General features: G+C 66.4%; 15 protein-coding genes. 5 read left to right on the top strand and 10 right to left on the bottom strand.

Going from position 1 to position 18,060, the window contains the following annotated elements:
* The first annotated feature begins 8 nt into the window (after positions 1-8).
* Entirely contained in the window at positions 9-1,640 is a 1,632-nt protein-coding gene (locus G404_RS18710) for a TolC family protein (RefSeq protein WP_245584470.1), read from the top strand.
* Here G404_RS18710 and G404_RS0109595 read toward each other — a convergent pair.
* A complete protein-coding gene (locus G404_RS0109595) occupies positions 1,610-2,305 on the bottom strand; it encodes a response regulator (protein WP_028640885.1) in 696 nt (231 codons plus the stop codon). The two genes, G404_RS18710 and G404_RS0109595, sit on opposite strands and share 31 nt — an antisense overlap.
* Positions 2,305-3,903: a DUF4118 domain-containing protein gene (locus G404_RS18705; RefSeq protein ID WP_211230761.1), complete on the bottom strand. Its 1,599-nt coding sequence runs from the start codon at positions 3,901-3,903 to the stop codon at positions 2,305-2,307. The genes G404_RS0109595 and G404_RS18705 overlap by 1 nt, the downstream gene beginning before the upstream one ends.
* 169 nt (positions 3,904-4,072) lie before the next feature.
* Here G404_RS18705 and G404_RS0109585 point away from each other — a divergent pair, with 169 nt between their 5' ends.
* A complete protein-coding gene (locus tag G404_RS0109585) occupies positions 4,073-6,001 on the top strand; it encodes a potassium transporter Kup (RefSeq protein WP_028640884.1) in 1,929 nt (642 codons plus the stop codon).
* Positions 6,002-6,059: 58 nt separating this feature from the next.
* Positions 6,060-7,157, top strand: a complete 1,098-nt coding sequence (locus tag G404_RS0109580; RefSeq protein ID WP_036520989.1) for a CaiB/BaiF CoA transferase family protein — start codon at positions 6,060-6,062, stop codon at positions 7,155-7,157.
* On the opposite strand, the gene G404_RS18700 is transcribed toward G404_RS0109580, so the two are convergent.
* From G404_RS18700 to modA, 3 genes are read right to left on the bottom strand one after another with little or no spacing between them, the layout of a single operon-like run.
* Positions 7,091-7,777 carry an ATP-binding cassette domain-containing protein gene (locus G404_RS18700; protein ID WP_084601218.1) on the bottom strand — a complete coding sequence of 229 codons (687 nt, stop codon included), beginning with the start codon at positions 7,775-7,777 and terminating at the stop codon, positions 7,091-7,093. The genes G404_RS0109580 and G404_RS18700 overlap by 67 nt on opposite strands.
* Entirely contained in the window at positions 7,767-8,480 is a 714-nt protein-coding gene (gene modB, locus G404_RS18695) for a molybdate ABC transporter permease subunit (protein WP_051280498.1), read from the bottom strand. Before modB ends, G404_RS18700 begins: the two co-directional genes overlap by 11 nt.
* 2 nt (positions 8,481-8,482) lie before the next feature.
* On the bottom strand, positions 8,483-9,271 hold the full coding sequence (gene modA, locus G404_RS0109565) for a molybdate ABC transporter substrate-binding protein (protein WP_051280467.1): 789 nt from the start codon (positions 9,269-9,271) through the stop codon (positions 8,483-8,485).
* 115 nt (positions 9,272-9,386) lie between these two features.
* On the opposite strand from modA, the gene G404_RS18690 reads away from it, so the two are divergent.
* Both G404_RS18690 and G404_RS0109555 read left to right on the top strand, forming a co-directional pair.
* Positions 9,387-10,118: a DsbA family protein gene (locus G404_RS18690; protein ID WP_051280496.1), complete on the top strand. Its 732-nt coding sequence runs from the start codon at positions 9,387-9,389 to the stop codon at positions 10,116-10,118.
* Positions 10,075-10,416 carry a peptidoglycan-binding protein gene (locus tag G404_RS0109555; protein WP_211230760.1) on the top strand — a complete coding sequence of 114 codons (342 nt, stop codon included), beginning with the start codon at positions 10,075-10,077 and terminating at the stop codon, positions 10,414-10,416. Before G404_RS18690 ends, G404_RS0109555 begins: the two co-directional genes overlap by 44 nt.
* Before the next feature lie 30 nt (positions 10,417-10,446).
* Here G404_RS0109555 and uvrA read toward each other — a convergent pair whose 3' ends face one another.
* The 5 genes from uvrA to G404_RS0109530 all read right to left on the bottom strand — a co-directional run bounded on the left by uvrA (position 10,447) and on the right by G404_RS0109530 (position 17,909).
* Positions 10,447-13,353, bottom strand: coding sequence for an excinuclease ABC subunit UvrA (uvrA, locus tag G404_RS0109550; RefSeq protein ID WP_028640880.1), 2,907 nt, complete (start codon positions 13,351-13,353; stop codon positions 10,447-10,449).
* Between the two features lie 86 nt (positions 13,354-13,439).
* Entirely contained in the window at positions 13,440-14,165 is a 726-nt protein-coding gene (locus G404_RS0109545) for an ABC transporter ATP-binding protein (RefSeq protein WP_028640879.1), read from the bottom strand.
* On the bottom strand, positions 14,165-15,148 hold the full coding sequence (locus G404_RS0109540; protein ID WP_028640878.1) for a FecCD family ABC transporter permease: 984 nt from the start codon (positions 15,146-15,148) through the stop codon (positions 14,165-14,167). Before G404_RS0109540 ends, G404_RS0109545 begins: the two co-directional genes overlap by 1 nt.
* Complete coding sequence (locus tag G404_RS0109535; RefSeq protein ID WP_028640877.1) at positions 15,148-15,948, bottom strand: ABC transporter substrate-binding protein; 801 nt, start codon at positions 15,946-15,948, stop codon at positions 15,148-15,150. The genes G404_RS0109540 and G404_RS0109535 overlap by 1 nt, the downstream gene beginning before the upstream one ends.
* A complete protein-coding gene (locus tag G404_RS0109530) occupies positions 15,945-17,909 on the bottom strand; it encodes a TonB-dependent receptor plug domain-containing protein (protein WP_156906260.1) in 1,965 nt (654 codons plus the stop codon). Before G404_RS0109530 ends, G404_RS0109535 begins: the two co-directional genes overlap by 4 nt.
* Between the last annotated feature and the right edge of the window lie 151 nt (positions 17,910-18,060).

Genomic DNA, 18,060 nt, shown 5'->3' with positions numbered 1-18,060 from the left:
GCCCGATCGTGCTGATCTTGTTCGCCAGCCTGTTGTGCCTGCATGAACCGCTGCGTGCAGCGGATACCACCCGGGCCCGTTACGGCCCGATTGATGACCAGGCCGCAGCGGATCACGATGACGATGACGGCCCCGCGGCTCCGCGTCGGGCAATTGCCCTGCCGCCTGAAACCCCGTCTGCCATCCGCGCCGCAGCCCTCGCGGATTTGCCGGTGGGCACCTGGCACTCTGCGCTGGCACTGGCCTATTGGACCAGCCCCGCGGTGCTGGCGCAGCGCGCGTTGCTGAAAAGCAGCGATTACCGCATCGCCGAGGCGCGCGCCGCCTATGGCGTGCAACTCGATTACCAGTTGATGGCCGGGTGGCAGCGCGATCGATACAATCCGACCGCGCTGCAACAGCAACTGGGCCAGATCACGCCCACCACCAGTTGGGGGTGGAGCAATTCGGCAATGGCGGTGCTGACCATGCCGCTGTTCACCTTTGGCCGCAATTTTGCTGCCGAACGCGGCGCGGCGGCGCAACGCGCGTGGCAGAAACAGGTGCTGCGCCAGACCGAACAACAGGCGCTGTTCGATGCTTTGGCGGCCTATGCCGGGGTGATCCGCGATCGTGCCGCGGTAGCGATCGCGCAGGACAACCAGGCCGCACTCGCCCGCGAATGGCAGGCCGACAGCATACGCCTGCATGCGCACGAGATAACCGCCACCGACCTTGACCTGGTTGCCACGCGCAGCGCCGAGGCCGAGGCGCAAGTCTATGCCGCACAAAGCGCCGCCGCCAGCAGCGAAGCCGCTTTCGTCCAGAAGGTCGGCATGCGCCCGGCACCCGTGCTGGACCCGGCGCCGGCCCTGCCTGTGCCCGTGGCAACGCTGGACGATGCGTTTGCCTTTGCCGAAGCGCACAGCCCGGTGATCCTGGCCGCGCACGAACGCGAACGCGTGTCACGCGCCGGCATTGCGGCGGCGCGGGCCAATCTGTTGCCGCGGGTCGATCTGCGCGCCACCGCGCTTTACGCCAGCCAAAGCCCCTATGACACGTATGCCCGTTATAACGAGGAAATCGCCAGCGTGGTGATCACCGGGCCAATTTTTGAAAGCGGCATGCGCCGCACCCAGATCGCCGATGCCGTGGCCGCCAACGATTCCGACTGGCGCCTGATCGATGCGGCAACGCGCGACACGCGCGCAGTGATCGCGGCGGCGTGGAACGACTGGCGGGCGCAACAGGCCTCGGCCGCGCGCTATACCGCAGCCGTTCGCGCCGCGCAGGCCGCCTATGATGGTGCGCTGATCCAGCTACGCGCCGGCCAGATTACCACGTTCGACGTGCTGCAGGTGGCGCTTGAACTGCTCAATGTGCGCAACGCCGCCAACCAGGCCCAGGCGAATGCCACGATCGATGCCGCGCGGATCATGGCGCTGATCGGCGCGATGGAACCGGCGGCACTGCTGCCGGGCGAGCCTCGCTATGACGACACCCGCCACCTCGACAAAGTGCGCCACCAGGATGATCTGCCGCTGGTGACCCCGCTGCTGCGTGCGCTCGATGGCATTACGACGCCCGGCAATGCCCCGCGCCCCGGCCGCGATCCTGCCGCTGCGCCCGATCAAGACGCCGGACCGATGACCAGGCGATAGCCGACGCCCGGTTCGTTGCGGATGCGCGACGTCGCCTCGGCATCGCTTTCCAGTTTGCGCCGGATACCGCGCGCGGCGACGCGCAAATACTCGACATCGGTTTCGTGGCCCGGGCCCCAGACGGTACGCAGCAGCTGGGTGTGGGTCACGACTTTGCCGGCATTGATCGCCAGTTCCGCCAGCAATGCAAATTCCTTGGGCGCCAGATGCACCTCGGCCCCGGCCTTGCGCACCATGCGCGCGGCCAGGTCGATCTCGATATCATCGAACCGCAGCGGCATCGTCAGCACATCGGGGCCCGCGCGGTGGCGCAGAGCCGTGCGCACGCGCGCCAGCACCTCGTCGGTATCGAACGGTTTGGTCACATAGTCGTCTGCGCCGCGGTCGAGCGCCGCCACCTTTTGCGCGGTGGCATCGCGCGCCGAAACCACCAGCACGGTCGATCCCGCCTGCCGCAGCGGCGCGATCAGATCCAGCCCGTCGCGATCGGGCAACCCCAGATCGAGCAGCACCACGTGCGGCATGGCGGCCTGTGCGGCAGCCAGCGCAGCTGCGGCATCGCCCGCCTCGGTCACGCGGTAGCCCGCCGGTTCGAGCGCCTGGCGCAACAGCGCGCGGATCGGCGCCTCGTCATCGATCACCAGCACGCGCATCGGTTCGCGCATCATATCGTTCCTTCGACCCGGCGCAGATTTTCGGGCGGGATCAGCAGGGTAAACACGGCGCCACGGGCCTTGCCATCGTCACCCGGCGTGCGGTTGGCGGCTGCGACTTCCATGCCCATGGCCTGGGCAAAGCCCTTGACGATGGCAAGGCCCAGCCCGGTGCCGCCGCGCCGGTCCGATCCTTCAAGCCTGGTAAACATGCCGAACACGCGCTGTTCTTCGCCGCTGCGAATACCCGGGCCTTCGTCGATGACGGCCAGCGCCAGCCCCTCTCCCGCGGCGCGCGCGCGCACTGTTACGGTGCCGTCGTCGCGCCCGTGTTTGGCCGCATTGTCGACCAGATTGATCAGGCAATGGTGCAACAGCACCGGGTCGGCCATGACCAGCGGCAGATCGCGCGCCACATCGACCACGATCGCATGCCCGCCCAGCACGCGGCGCAGGTCATCAATCGCAGCCGTCACCGCCTCGTTCAGGTCAACCGGTTCGGCCACGCGCTCAAGCCCCCCGGTTTCGATCCGCACCATGTCGATCAGATTGGCGACAAACCGGTCAAGCCGTTCTGCCTCACCCCGCGCGGTGTCCAGCTGCGCGCGTTGGCCCTCGTTTGCGGGATGGATGGCGCGCAACATGCCAAGCACCGTGGTCAGCGGCGTGCGCAAGTCGTGCCCGATCGACGACAACAATGCCGCGCGCAGCCGATCGCGTTCCTGCACTTTCCCCAGCCGCAGCATATCCTCTTCGGCCGCGATGCGCGCCAGCGCCAGCCCCGCCTGATCGAGCAGACTGGCCAGCAACGGAGCCTGATCGGGGGCCAGCGGTGCGCGCGCATCATCGCGGCCAACGCCCAGAACGGCGTGCGCGACATTGCCGCCGCACACCGGATGGAAATGCCATTCGGATACCGCCATGCTGTCGCTGCCCGGCCCGCTGGGCCGCGAGGTGTCAAATGCCCAGCGCGCCGCGACCCCGTCGATCAGGTCAAGCGCATCGCGCGGCGGCAGTGCCGCCTTGACCACCAGCCTCCGTCCGCCCTCGCCCGGGGGATCGGGGGCCAGCACCACCGTGCGCACATCGAGCAATCGGCCGATTTCGCGCGCCAGCAGCCACCACAGGTCTTCGCGGCGGTTGATCGCCATCAGCATGCGCGCAAATCCGGCCAGCGCGCCATTGCGATCGGCATTGGCCTGGGCCAGCCGCGCCTGGTGCCGCACCTGCCCGCCCAACTGGCTGCACACCACCGCCGCCCCGATCAGGATGACCATCGATACGACATGCGACGGGTCGGTGATGACAAAACTGTAAAACGGCGGCACGAAAAAAAAGTCATAGGCCAGCGCCGCTGCCAGCCCGGTGCCAAGCCCGGTACCCAGACCATGCCGCGTGCCGGCATAGATCACCGGGATCAGGTACAACATGCTGATATCGGCATCGTTGCCATGTTGGGCCAGCACTCCGCCCAGAACGGTAACCGCGGAAATCAGCAGCAACGACACCAGCCAACCGGTCACGTCACCGCGATCTTGCGCCACGTCAAAGGTCGCGACCGGTGCGGCGGAAAGGGGGATGCCTGTGGCAGGGTTGGCAAGGTCGGGCACGCGGTGACGATTGCGCCCGATCCCGAGCCATGTCGAGTGCCCTGTTCCGCGCACAAACCGGCCTGGCAGAGCAAACGATCGCCCTGTCGCAGACATGACCGCGTCCATGCCCATAAAGAACCCGTAAAGATCCTTCACCATGGCGTGATGCGGGCGTAGCGGCGCGCCGATGACCGATCCGATTCCCGCAGCCCCGTCCACCGCCGATTCTTCCGCAGTTGCGGGCGACAGCGGCCATCATCACCGCGAAAGCCTGAGCACGCTGGCGATCGGCGCAATCGGCGTGGTGTTTGGCGATATCGGCACCAGCCCGCTGTATTCGCTGAAGGTCAGCTTTACCGGTCCGCATCCGCTGGCGGTCGATCCGGCGCATATCTATGGCGTGCTGTCGCTGATTTTCTGGACGATGATGCTGATCGTCACGATCAAGTACGTGTTTGTCATCCTGAATGCCGACAACAAGGGCGAAGGCGGCAGCCTGGCGCTGCTGGCCTTGATCGGCCGACGCCTGGGGGAAACCCGCTGGACCGCGCTGACCGTGATGCTGGGGATCATCGCCACCGCGCTGTTCTATGGCGATGCGATCATCACGCCGGCGATGTCGGTGCTGTCGGCGGTCGAAGGGCTGGAAGTGGTGCAGCCCGCGTTCAAGGAACTGGTGCTGCCGATTTCAATCGTCATCCTGATCGGGCTGTTTGCGATCCAGGCGCGCGGCACTGCCGCGGTGGGCAAGCTGTTCGGCCCGGTCATGCTGGTCTATTTTGCGGTTATCGCGGTGCTGGGGGTGATGGGCATCATGGCCGCGCCGGAAATCCTGTGGTCGGTCAATCCGGTCTATGCGGTGCAATTCTTCATGCTCGACCCGATGCTGGCCTTTCTCGCGCTTGGCTCGGTGATCCTGGCGGTAACCGGGGCCGAAGCACTGTATGCCGATATGGGCCATTTCGGACGCAAGGCGATCATGCTGTCATGGCTGACGGTGGCGTTTCCCTGCCTGATCGTCAATTACCTCGGCCAGTCGGCGTTGCTGCTGCGCAATCCAAAGCTGATCGAGAACCCGTTTTTCCTGATGGCGCCCGAATGGGCGCGCCTGCCGCTGGTGATCCTGTCGACCGCGGCCACGATCATCGCCAGCCAGGCGGTGATTTCGGGCGCCTATTCGATTTCGCAACAGGCGATCCAACTGGGTTTCCTGCCGCGCATCCGCATCCTGCACACCAGTGCGAAAGCGGCGGGGCAGATCTATGTGCCGCTGGTCAACTGGCTGTTGCTGGCGCTGGTGCTATTGCTGGTGGTCGGATTCAAATCGTCGGACAATCTGGCCTCGGCCTATGGCATCGCGGTGACGGGCACGATGTTCATCACCGCCTGTATGCTTGGTATCCTGACCTTTGCCGTGTGGAAATGGCACTGGTTGCCCGCCACGCTGATGACCGGCGTGTTCCTGGTGGTTGATGGCGCCTATTTCGCGTCGAACGTGACCAAGATCCCCGATGGCGGGTGGTTCCCGCTGCTGATCGCCACGGTAGTGTTCATTGTCCTGACCACCTGGGCCAGCGGGCGCCGCATCCTGCGCGAACGTCTGGCCGAGGATTCGATGCCGTTCGACCTGTTCCTCAATTCGGTCTGCGACAAAGTGCGCCGGGTGCCCGGAACATCGGTGTTTCTGGCATCGACCGCCGAAGGCATTCCGCCGGCCCTGCTGCACAATCTGAAGCACAACCACATCCTGCACGAACGCGTGGTGATCCTGACCGTGGTGACCGATGGCGTGCCGCATGTGCCCGATGAAGCGCGCCGCATGGTCGAAGCGATCGGCCACGGGTTTTACCGCATGATCATCACCATCGGTTTCATGGACGAAGCCAACGTGCCCGCCGAACTGGCCGCCGAAACACGCGCGGGCGGCCCGTTCAAGCCGATGGAAACCAGCTATTTCCTCGCGCGCCAGACGCTGATTGCATCGAAGCGTCCGGGCATGGCGCTGTGGCGCGAAAAGCTGTTTGCGTGGATGATCCGCAACGCCGAAAGCGCGATGCAGTTCTTCCGCCTGCCCACCAACCGCGTGATCGAACTGGGCAGCCAGCTGGAAATATAGCCGATCGCTTGAAACACCCTTGCCGCGCCGCCATGGTGGCACTGCAAGGGAGACAGGCATGAAACTGACCGGCGTGCGGGTGCTCGATCTGACGAGCTATATCCCCGGCCCCTATCTGACCATGGCAATGGCCGACCATGGTGCCGAAGTGATCAAGATCGAGGCGCCCGGTGGCGATCACACGCGGCACATCGGGCTGAAAGACGGGGCCGACACGGTCTATTTCCGCAATTTCAACCGCGGCAAGAAAAGCGTGGTGCTCGATCTGAAGGCACCGGTTGATCATGCCGCGTTTCTGCGCCTGGCCGACAGCGCCGACGTGGTGATCGAATCCAACCGACCCGGTGTCGCCCGACGGCTGGGCATCGATTACGACACACTGGCGGCGCGCAACCCGCGGCTGATCTATTGCGCAATCAGCGCCTTTGGCCAGGACGGCCCGCGCGGCGGGCGCGCCGCACACGATCTGGCGCTTGCGGCCCTGACCGGGGTGCTGGGCGCAAATTGCGCGCCCGATGGCACACCCGCCATGCCCGCGCTGCCGCTGTCGGATTATCTGTCGGCGCTGCACGGCCTGTCGGCGGTGCTGATGGCGCTTTATGCCCGCACGCAGACCGGGCGCGGCGACAGGATCGACATTGCGATGCACGAGGCACTGCTTTCAGCCACCGCCAATGTGATCGGGCCGACCATGGCCGAGGGGCGCCAGCCGGTCGTGGCGCACGAGCGGACCACCGGGGGCGCCGCGTTCTATCGCTGGTACGCCTGCGCCGATGGCCGGCTGGCGCTGGCGGGGCAAGAACCGAAATTCGCAGCCGCGCTGCTGGACGAACTCGAACGCCCCGATCTTGCCCCGTTGTGCAGCGAACCCGGGCCGCATCAGCAACCCGTGGTTGACCTGCTGGCTGCGTTCTTTGCAGGCCAGACGGTGGATGCGGCGGGCGCGCTGCTCGACCGGCTCAATCTGTGCTGGGGCCGGGTGAACACCTATCCGCAGGCGCTGGACGATGAACAGATCGCCGCGCGCGGCTTTGTCCTGACCGACGATCTGGGCCGGCGACATCTGGGTCCGCCGATCCGGTTTCGCGATCAGCCCGCGCAGCCTTCGCTGGCCGTGCCGGTTCTGGGCGCGGACCAGGCGCTCGCGGGGTCCTGACCGAGCATCACGACATGATCGGCCAGGCGCGCCACGTCATCGGGCGCATGGCTGACCAGGATCATCGGCAGATCGAACTGGCGGTGGATCCGCGCGATCAGATCGATCACGCCGTCGCGCAATCGCACATCGAGCGCGGCCAGCGGTTCATCGAGCAGCATGAAGCGCGGGCCCGACAGCAGCGCGCGGCCGATCGCCACGCGCTGCGCCTCGCCACCCGACAGCGTGGCGGGACGCCGCGCCAGCAAATGCCCGATATCGAGCAGGCGGACGGCATCGGCAAATTCGATCACCCGCCGCGCCGGCGGCGCGCGCCGCTCGCCATAGCGCAAGTTGGCCTCGACGCCGAGGTGCGGAAACAGCCGCAAGTCCTGGAACACCAGGCCACAGGCGCGATGCTGTGCGGGCACGGCAATCCCGCGCGCGCTGTCGAACAGCGTTGCGCCGCCCGCCACAACGTGCCCTTGTGTCGGGGCAAGCAGGCCGGCAATCGCCGCCAGCACGCTGGACTTGCCCGCGCCCGAAGGGCCGCACAGCGCGGTGATGCCCGTGCCGGTGGCAAAGCTGCAGGCGATCGTGCGCGGCCCGCGGCGCACCTGCAGCGCGATATCAAAGGACATGGCTGTCGTGCCCCGGTGTGGCATGATCGCGGCTCAATCCCCGCCGGACCAGCCATTCGGACGCGATCAGCGCGCCCAGCGACAGCACCACCGACACCAGCGCCAGCCGCCACACTGTGGCCTCGGCCCCCGGCACTTGCAGCGCGGAATAGATCGCCAGCGGCAGCGTTGCGGTTTCGCCAGGCACATTCGACACAAAGGTAATCGTAGCGCCGAATTCACCCAGCGATCGCGCAAACCCCAGCACCAGTGCGGCCAGCACGCCGGGCCGCGCCAGCGGCAGCACGATCGTGAAAAAGCGGTCAAGCCGCCCCGCCCCCAGCGTGCGCGCCGCCTGTTCGAGCCGGGGATCGATCGCCTCGAGCGAAAGCCGGATGGATCGCACCATCAAGGGCAGCGCCATGATGGCCGCGGCCAGCGCCGCGCCGGTCCAGCGGAACAGCAACGACACGCCGAACCAGCGCGCCAGAGGTGCGCCCAACGGTCCCGATGGGGCAAAGGCAATCAGCAGCACCCAGCCGACCACCACCGGGGGCAGCACCAGCGGCAGGTGTACCAGCGCATCGACCACGATCTTGCCGGCAAAGCGCACGCGCGCCAGCACATAGGCCAGCGCAAACGCCACCGGCAGCGCACCCAGAATGGCGCAGCCACTGACCTGCAGCGACAGACCGACAATGCCCCATTCATCCGGCGACAACAGCATCAGCGCGTGACGAACCCGTAATGGCGGAAAATTGCCTTGGCTTCACCCGACAGCAGGAACCGGCGGAATCCTTCCGCATCGGGGTTGGTCGATGCGCGCAGCCGCGCGATCGGATACGTGATCGGTGCATGGCTGTCGGCCGGAAACACCGCCACTGTGTGCACCGCCGGCTCGGCCATGGCATCGGTGGCATAGACAATGCCCAGCGGCGCCGCGCCGTGCGCCACCAGCGCCAGCGCTGCGCGCACGTTTTCGGCGCGCGCCACCTGGCCCGAAACCTGATCCCACACTTTCAGATGTTGCAGTGCCGCGCGCCCGTAGCGCCCGGCAGGCACCGCATCGGGGTCAGCCATCGCCAGCTTGCCGCCCCCCAATGCCGCGGCCAGCGCAAACCCGGGCGCAGCATGCAACGTCAGCGCGCGCCCGGCAGGCGCGACAATCACCAATGCCCCCGACAGGAATGACACGCGGCTTTCGGGCACGATCTTGCCGGCCTTGGCCAATGTATCCATCCAGTCCTCGTCGGCCGACACGAACAGATCGGCAGCACCCCCTGCACCGATTTGGCGTGCCAGCGCGGATGACGCGGCAAACGACAACACCGGGCGCGGATGGTGGTGGCGCGCCCAGGCATCGGCGGCAGCATTCATCGATTCCTGCAGACTTGCCGCCGCCAGCACCAGCGGCCCGCGCGTTTGCGCATGCACCGCTGCAGCGGGCAGGAAAAAGGCGACCAGCGCCGCCAGGCACAGGCGCACAAATCGGCGCACGACAAGATTCGGTCCCATATTCCGCCGTATAGAGCAGCGCGTGTTCCGTGCAAAGGCCCGAGGGCGTCATTGCGCTTGGCCACCAAACATGAAAAACCCGCCGAATGATTTCGATCGGACAAGGACGCGCGTGATGATGCTACGATGGGTGTTGCAGGGCGCCGCCACCGCCAGCCTGGCGCTGGCCGCCCCGATGGCCATGGCACAGGACCAGGACGACACCGTCGGCTGGATGGAAACGCCCTTTGTCGCCCCGGTGGGCAAGCAGGACAGGCTTTACGGCAAGCCCACCGCGCGGTTCAGCGTGATCATCTGGCTTGATCCCGAATGCCCCTATTGCAAGCTGCTGGGCAAGCACCCCGAAAACGTGGTCGACACCTCGGGGGGGCGCGTCAATCTGGTGGTGCGGTTGTACCCGTTGCCGTTCCACGGACCCAACGCCATCCTGGCCTCATCAACGGCGCTGTGCGTGGCCGACCAGGCCGGACCGGCGGGCTATTACCGCTTTCTCGGCGCGTGGATGGCGCGCACTGGCAGCAACGGCAAAGGCATCGGCGAAGGCGACGGCCACGATGATCCGGTTGCGGCGATGGCCGGCGCCGCCGGCGCGCACGATCGCGACAAGCTGGCAGGTTGCACCACCTCGGATCGGACCAGTGCGCGCCTCGCCGCCGAAATGAAAGCCGCCGATGAAGCCGGGATCGAGGGCACCCCCGCGATCGCGCTGCGCGACAACCGCTTTGGCCATTCGATCATGGTGTCGGGCGCGATCGGCGAAGATGATCTGCGCAATGGCCTGCGTCAGTTGGCCAAAGCCGACGATGATCCGGCAACGACGGGTGGGCGCGGTGGTGCGACGCGCTGATTGCGCGCTGCTGGCGCTGCTGCTGATTGCCGCAGCACCACCCGATGCCGCGCCGGGTTTCGACACCAGCGGCGCACCCGGCCCGGCGTTTGCACAGCCCCGGCGCGACGCCCCGCTGGACCCGATCGTGGCCCAGCTTGTCGTCAACCGGCTGGTCCAGCTGCACCTGCTGGACACCGCCGCCGACGCGCAGGACCCCGGCAAGGCCGCCCTGGCGATCCGTGGGTTTCAGGCCGGCGTGGGCCTGAAACCGACCGGCGTGCTGGACCGCAAGACTCTGGCGTTTTTCGCGCTGTAAAACCGTCCCCGCCGACCGGGTGACGGCATGTTACAGCAAAGGCTTGAGATAGAACCCGGTGTGGCTGTCGGGATTGGCGGCCACCACCTCGGGCGTGCCCTCGGCCACGACCATGCCGCCGCGCACACCACCTTCGGGGCCCATGTCGATGATCCAGTCGGCGGTCTTGATCACATCGAGGTTGTGTTCGATCACCACCACCGAATTGCCCTGTTCGACCAGCCGGTGCAGCACTTCGAGCAATTTGCGCACGTCTTCGAAATGCAGCCCCGTGGTCGGTTCGTCGAGGATATAGAGCGTCTGTCCGGTCGACCGGCGCGCCAGTTCCTTGGCCAGCTTCACGCGCTGCGCTTCGCCGCCTGACAGCGTGGTGGCCTGTTGCCCCACTTTGACATAGCCCAGACCGACTTCGGCCAGCATGTGCATGCGATCGCGGATCGGCGGCACCGCCTTGAAGAATTCGACCGCGTCCTCGATCGTCATGTCGAGCACATCGGCGATCGAATGGCCCTTGAACTTTACCTCGAGCGTTTCGCGATTGTACCGCCGCCCGTCGCATTGTTCGCAGGTGACATAGACATCGGGCAGGAAATGCATCTCGATCTTGATCAGCCCGTCGCCCTGGCACGCCTCGCACCGGCCGCCCTTGACGTTGAAGCTGAACCGGCCGGCCTTGTAGCCGCGCGCCGCGGATTCGGGTAATCCGGCGAACCAGTCGCGGATCAGCGTGAACGATCCGGTATAGGTGGCCGGGTTTGACCGGGGGGTTCGACCGATCGGCGACTGGTCGATCTCGATCACCTTGTCGCAGAATTCGAGGCCGGTGATCGCATCGTGTGCGCCCGCGATGACCCGCGCACCGTTCAGCACGCGCGCCGCGCCCGCCTGCAAGGTGTCGATGATCAGCGACGACTTGCCCGATCCCGACACCCCGGTCACGCAGGCAAAGGTGCCCAGCGGAATCCGCACGCTGACATCGCGCAGATTGTTGGCGCGCGCGCCCTTGATCGTGATCGCCTTGCCGTTGCCGGGGCGGCGCGTGACGGGCACCTCGATCCGGCGCGTGCCGCTGAGATACTGGCCGGTCAGGCTGGCTTCGCTGGCCAGAATATCGGCCAGCGTGCCCTGTGCCACGATCTCGCCACCATGGACGCCCGCACCCGGTCCCAGATCGACGATATGGTCGGCGGTGCGGATCGCGTCTTCATCGTGTTCGACCACGATCACCGTGTTGCCCAGATCGCGCAGCCGTTTCAGCGTTTCGAGCAGGCGATCGTTATCGCGCTGGTGCAGCCCGATCGACGGTTCGTCGAGCACATAGAGCACACCCGACAGGCCCGAACCGATCTGGCTGGCCAGGCGAATGCGCTGGCTTTCCCCGCCCGACAACGTGCCCGAGGTGCGATCGAGATTGAGGTAATCGAGCCCGACATTGTTGAGAAAGCCAAGCCGTTCGTTGATTTCCTTGAGGATCGCGCGCGCAATCTGGCGCTGTTGTGCGGTCAGATGCTGATCGATCTCGTCGTACCAGGCAACCGCAGCCGCAACCGACAGCCGCGTCACGCTGGAAATGTCGGCGCCGGCCACTTTCACCGCCAGCGCTTCGGGCTTGAGCCGTTTGCCTTCACAGGTTTCGCACGGCTGCGCGGTCTGGAATTTGCCCAGCTCTTCCTTAACCCAGGCGCTGTCGGTCTGCAGCAGGCGGCGGTTGAGATTGCCGATCACCCCTTCGAACGATTTCTGCACGGTGTACGACTTGCGCCCGTCGATAAAGGTCAGCGGAACGGCTTTGCCCCCGGTGCCATAAAGGATCACCAGCTTGATCTCGCCGGGCAGCGTGTCCCACGGCGTATCCAGCTTGAACCCGAAATGATCGGCCAGGCTGGCCAGAACCTGCATGTAATAGGGGCTGGGCGGATTGGATTTGGCCCAGGGCACGATCGCACCCTGTTTAAGCGACAGGTGCTCGTTGGGCACGACCAGCTGCGGGTCGAACAGCAGCTTTTCACCCAGGCCGTCGCAGGCCGGGCAGGCGCCTTGCGGCGCGTTGAACGAAAACAGCCGCGGCTCGATGCTTTCGATCGTGAAACCGCTGACCGGACAGGCGAATTTTTCGGAGAAGACGATGCGGTTGGGCGGCAGGCCGGTGCCTTTCAGCGTCTTGGCGCGACCCTTTGATTGCGCTTCGGCTTCGTCTTCGCGGCCGGGCACCACGCCATCGGCCAGATCGAGAAAAGCCAGACCATCGGCCAGCTTCAGCGCCTGTTCAAAACTGTCGGCCAGCCGGCTTTCGATGCCTTCGCGCACCGCGATGCGATCGACGACCACTTCCAGGTCATGCTTCAGCTTCTTGTCGAGCGTGGGCGCGTCCTCGATCGCGTAGAATTCGCCGTCGATGCGCACGCGGGTATAGCCCGCCTTTTGCCACTCGGCCAATTCCTTGCGGTATTCGCCCTTGCGCCCGCGCACCACCGGCGCCAGCAGAAAGGCGCGCGTGCCCTCGGGCAGGGTCATCGTGCGATCGACCATCTGGCTGACCGTTTGCGCGGCAATCGGCAGGCCGGTGGCGGGCGAATAGGGCACGCCGACGCGCGCCCACAACAGACGCATGTAGTCGTAGATTTCGGTGACCGTGGCGACCGTCGAGCGCGGGTTGCGACTCGTCGTCTTTTGCTCGATCGAGATCGCCGGCGACAGCCCGTCGATATGTTCGACATCGGGCTTTTGCATCATTTCCAGAAACTGGCGCGCATAGGCCGACAGGCTTTCGACATAGCGCCGCTGCCCTTCGGCATAGATCGTATCGAACGCCAGGCTGGATTTGCCCGACCCCGACAGGCCGGTGATCACGATCAGCGCATCGCGCGGCAGATCGATGTCAAAGCCTTTGAGGTTGTGCTCGCGCGCGCCGCGCACCGAAATCGTGTTGAGGGACATTGTTCGGTATGTTCCATATTTGTTCGATTGACGCAAGCTGCGCAGGTGGTGCCTGTCGCACGGATTGGCAACGGGGCAAGGGGGAATTAGGGGCAGGCCAGCGCACGGGCTCCGTGATCGCCGAGCCAGTGCGCCTCGATGCCCCATACCCGCGCAACAAGCGCGGGGTCGAGTGTCGTTTCGGGCGCGCCACTTGCGGCCACGCGCCCCTTATCCAGCACGACGACGTGATCGGCATGGTTCATCGCCTGCGCCAGATCGTGCATCACCAGCGCCACGCCTTTGCCCGCGTCGGCAAGCCTGCGGAAATGCCGCAGCAATGCGCGCGCGTGAGCCAGATCGAGATTGGCCAGCGGTTCGTCGGCCAGCACCCAGCCGGGTTCGCCCGCCAGCACGCGGGCAAGCAACGCGCGTGCGCGTTCACCACCCGACAACGTGCCGACCGGGCGCGCGGCAAGCGCGTCAAGCGCCATGTCGGACAGCGCGGCCGCGACGGCACGATCATCGGTTGCGCGCGTGGAGCGGTGCGGCAGGCGGCCAAGTCGCACCAGTGTGGCAACCGACAGGTTCCATGCGACATCGCCGCCCTGGGGCAGAAAACCGATCGTTTGCGCGCGGTCGCGGCCTGCCATTGCCGCCAGCGCGCGGTCGTCCAGTGTCACATCGCCTGTTGTCAGCCCCGCCAGTGACGACAGCAGGGTCGATTTGCCCGCGCCATTGGGCCCGACAATCGCGGTGATCCGCCCCCTTTGCAGCGCCACATCGACGCCATGCAGCCGTCCGGGCACAGTCAGGGCGTGCGCGCGCAGCATCAGGCCAGATCCCGCCGCAGGCGCAGCAGCAGCATCAGGAAAAACGGCGCACCCAGCACGCTGAGCGCAATGCCCAGCCGCAATTCGCCCCCCGTCAGCGGCAGCAACCGGCACGCGCTGTCGGCTATCAGCACCAGCAGCGCGCCGGCAATCGCGCTCGGCCCGATCAGCGAACCGGGGCGATGGTCGGTCAGCGGCCGCACCAGATGCGGCACGATCAGGCCGACAAAGCCGACAATACCCGCAACCGCCACACCCGCGCCCACCACCAGTCCGACGCCCAGCACCATCAGCGCCTGCAACCGCGCCGGTTCCACCCCCAGCGAACGCGCCGCCGCATCACCCAGGCTCAGCGCATCGAGCGAAGGCCCGGCGCGCATCAGCAAAACCATGCCGATCAGCGTGGGCGGCGCGGCCAGCGCGACATCGTGCCAGCTGCGGTTTTCCAGCGCGCCCATCAGCCAGGTGACAATCTCGCTCAGCGCAAAGGGATTGGGCGACAGGCTGATCACCAGGCTGGTCAGCGCGCCCGCCAGGCTGGCGATCATCATGCCGGCCAGCGTGAACAGCGTGATGCCGCGTCCGATCCCGCCATCGGTGGCACGGCCCGCGATCAGCACCAGCAGCGCCATCGCCAACCCCGCGCCGACAAGCGCGAACCCCGGCAAGGCCCATTCCTGTATCGCGGCGCCTGTATAAAACGACAGCACCGCGCCCAGCGCGGCCAGCGGCGCGATCCCGAACAGCCCCGGATCGGCCAGCGGATTGCGCAAGAAACCCTGCATCGCCGCACCCGCCGCACCCAGCCCGCCACCGATCACCAGCGCCAGCGCCGCACGCGGCGCGCGCAGTTCAACCAGGATCGGCACCGCCCCGGGCACAGGCGGGCCGAACGGATCGATCCACACTTGCCCTGCCAGCAGCGACAGCGGCAGCGCCAGCAACAGCAGCACGCCCAGCATGATCCACCAGCGCGGCGCCATCAGTGCAGGCTCCGCCGCACTTGCGCCAACGTTTGCACGGCGCGGATGATCGTCGGACCGCCGCAAAACAGCAGCCCTGCGGGGAAATCAGCGCGTGCAGTGCGGTTCAATGTCGCCAGCGCGGGATGGTGCAGCATGCGATCGTGTCCGACCGTCAGGATCACGCGCGGCGGATGCGCCAGCAGCCGCTCGATCGGATAGATGTCGGCCTGGCCATAGCCCTGGCGCGCGGGCAGATTGGCAAAGCCGGCGCGTTCGAGCAGTTCACCGGTCAAAGTGTTGCGCCCCGCGACCATTCCGCCCCATTCCCACAGCACCGCATCGACCGGCGGCGCACCCGGCGGGGGCGCCGCGGCGGCCAGCGCCGCCATGATCCGCCCGACCAGCGCTTCGCCCCGGTCGGGATGCCCGGCAAGTGCCGCCAGCCGCCGCACATCGGCCAGCGAATCCGCCACGCTGTGCTGGGTGCCCAGCACTTCAAGCCGCAGCCCCAGCCGGCGGTAGGCGCCTGCGGTGGCCGGTGCCACAAAGGCCCCGTCGATCACCACATCGGGGTGCAGCGCAATCACCTCCTCGATCGTGCCATGCGTTACGGCAAACCGCGCGGCAACGCCCGGCGCCAGCGACGATGTTGCCGGATCCCGGCTATAGGCCGAAATCGCCAGAATTTGCGCAGGGTCGGCCACTTCGGCCAAGATCGCGTCGCTGCACGGATTCAGCGAGACAATGCGCGGGGATGCCTGCGCCGGCTGTGGCGCAGCAAGGGCCAGCGACAGCGCAAGGACCGCGCGCGCCGTCAATAGCGGACCCTGATGCCCACAAACACCCCGCGTCCCGGCGCGCCATAGCCGGGCACGGTGGGCTGGTGATCGTTGAACAGGTTTTCCAGGCGGCCATAGAAATCGAGGAAACTGCCGAACGGCAAAGTTGCGCGCAATGTGGCAATTTCGCCCGGGGGCAGACGCACGGTGTTGGCCGCATCGCCCCAACTGGCCGATTGCACGCGCAGATCGGCGCCCAACACCAGACCCTTGAACGGCGAAGTCCAGTCGGTCGACAGCGACATGACATCGCGCGGCCGCAGCGTCAGGTCATTGCCGAAATGGGCATCGCCCGGGGTCCTGTTGGTGGCAATGTCGTGACTGTATAGCGCGGTCACGCGGAATTTGAACGATGGCGCGTAGATCGCTTCGAGCTCGGCGCCATCGGCGCGGGCCTGGCCGACATTGCCATATGTGCCATTGGCGCGCGCTGCGCAGGCCGGATCAGCCGACCCGGTGCAGGGCATGAATTCGATCAGATTGCGGCTGTCGCGCCGATAGACCGAAGCGGCCAGCTTCAGCTTTCCGGCCGCACCGGTGTATTCCAGGCCGCCGTCATAGCTTTGCGCGGTTTCAGGCGCCAGCGCGGCATTTCCGAACCCCGAATAGAGCTGATACAGCGTTGGTGCCTTGAACCCCTGGGCATAGGCTGCGCGCAGTCGCAGCCCTTCGGCAAGGCGGGCACTGCCATCGACCGAATAGGTTTCGTGCGTGCCATAGGCGCTGTGATCGTCGACCCGCAGTCCGGCGGTCAGTGTCGCTGCCGCGCCGTACCAGCCGATCAGGACATGGCCGCTGGTATCGTTGGCGCGATGTTCGGCATCAAAACTGCTGGAATAGCCGGTCCATTCGGTGTCGGCGCCAAAGTTGACCGCCAGATCGTGCAGCAGTTTGACCGCGCCGGTCATGTCGGCGCGCTGTGATTTGCCCAGCCAGTTGGCGGCAATAGTGCCCGCAGCGCCTGTCACGACATAGACCGTGCGCGTCGTACCAAAGGCATAGCCGCCATCAAGCGTGACCGCGCCCTGTTCGAAATGCGCCCCGGTCCGCCCGGACAATTGTTCGGTTTCAAGCGCCTGCGGGGCGTCGCCGCTCAATTCGCGCGGCAACGGAAATGCATTGCCGCTGGCTTTGTCATCGGCATAGCGCGCCACGGCAAACAGGCTGAGCGCATCGGTCAGGCTGACCCGGCCACGCCCGCCAAACCGCCACTGGTGAAACCCGCCGGGCACATCGTCGCGGCGCCCCGGAATATCGTCGGTGGCGGTATAGCCGGTGTTGAGCGACAGCGCATAGCGATCGGTGCGCAGGCCATAGGCGATGTTTTCAGCCAGCGTGTCGCGGCTGCCCACTTCGAACGAGGCATTGAGACCCTTGGTCTCGGGCGTGGTGATTGCCACGATCCCGCCGACCGCGCCGCTGCCCCACACCACCGAGCCGCTGCCGCGCAGCACATCGATGCGATCGATGCCCACCCCGGTCAAAGTGCCGAAGTCAAATGCTCCGCCGGGCGAGGCAATATCCTGCATGCGCACGCCATCGATCAGCACCAGCGTGTCGCTGGCCGACGCTCCGCGCAGATGCACCCCGGTAAACGCACCGGCCGCGCCATAGCGTTCCCAGGTCGCGCCCGGAATGTCCGCCAGGACGCGGGTGACATCGGCCCCGCCGATGCGATTGAGTTCGTCTGCGGTCAGCACGGTAACCGGCTGTGCCAGCTTGTCGACCGCCAGCGCCGATCCCGTGGCCAGGCTGGTCACTGCAATCGGCGCAACATCGGGCGCGGCCTGCGCCTCTTCGGGCGGGGGGTAATCGTCGGCGGTGGGGGCTGCAGGTGGCGAAGCCGGCGCGGTCTGCGCCTGTGCGGACGGCAGGCCCAGGCTGCACAGCATCAGGGCCAGCGCGGTCTGGCTTGCCATCGTGCGCATCAACCCGGTCATCACCTACTCCTGCGGTCTTGATCAGGCCCGGCACGGCCGGTCCGGGCCATGCCAACCGCCCGGGCACGGCGGAAAGTCTGGGCGCGCATAGCCGTGTGGCTGCGCAAGGACAACCCCGACCGCGGCGCGCGACAGTTAATCCTCTGGCAGG

It is taken from the genome of Novosphingobium acidiphilum DSM 19966 (assembly GCF_000429005.1).
GTDB lineage: Bacteria > Pseudomonadota > Alphaproteobacteria > Sphingomonadales > Sphingomonadaceae > Novosphingobium > Novosphingobium acidiphilum.
The sequence above is the reverse complement of the archived record's forward strand: the minus strand, read 5'-3'. Positions and strand labels throughout refer to the sequence as shown.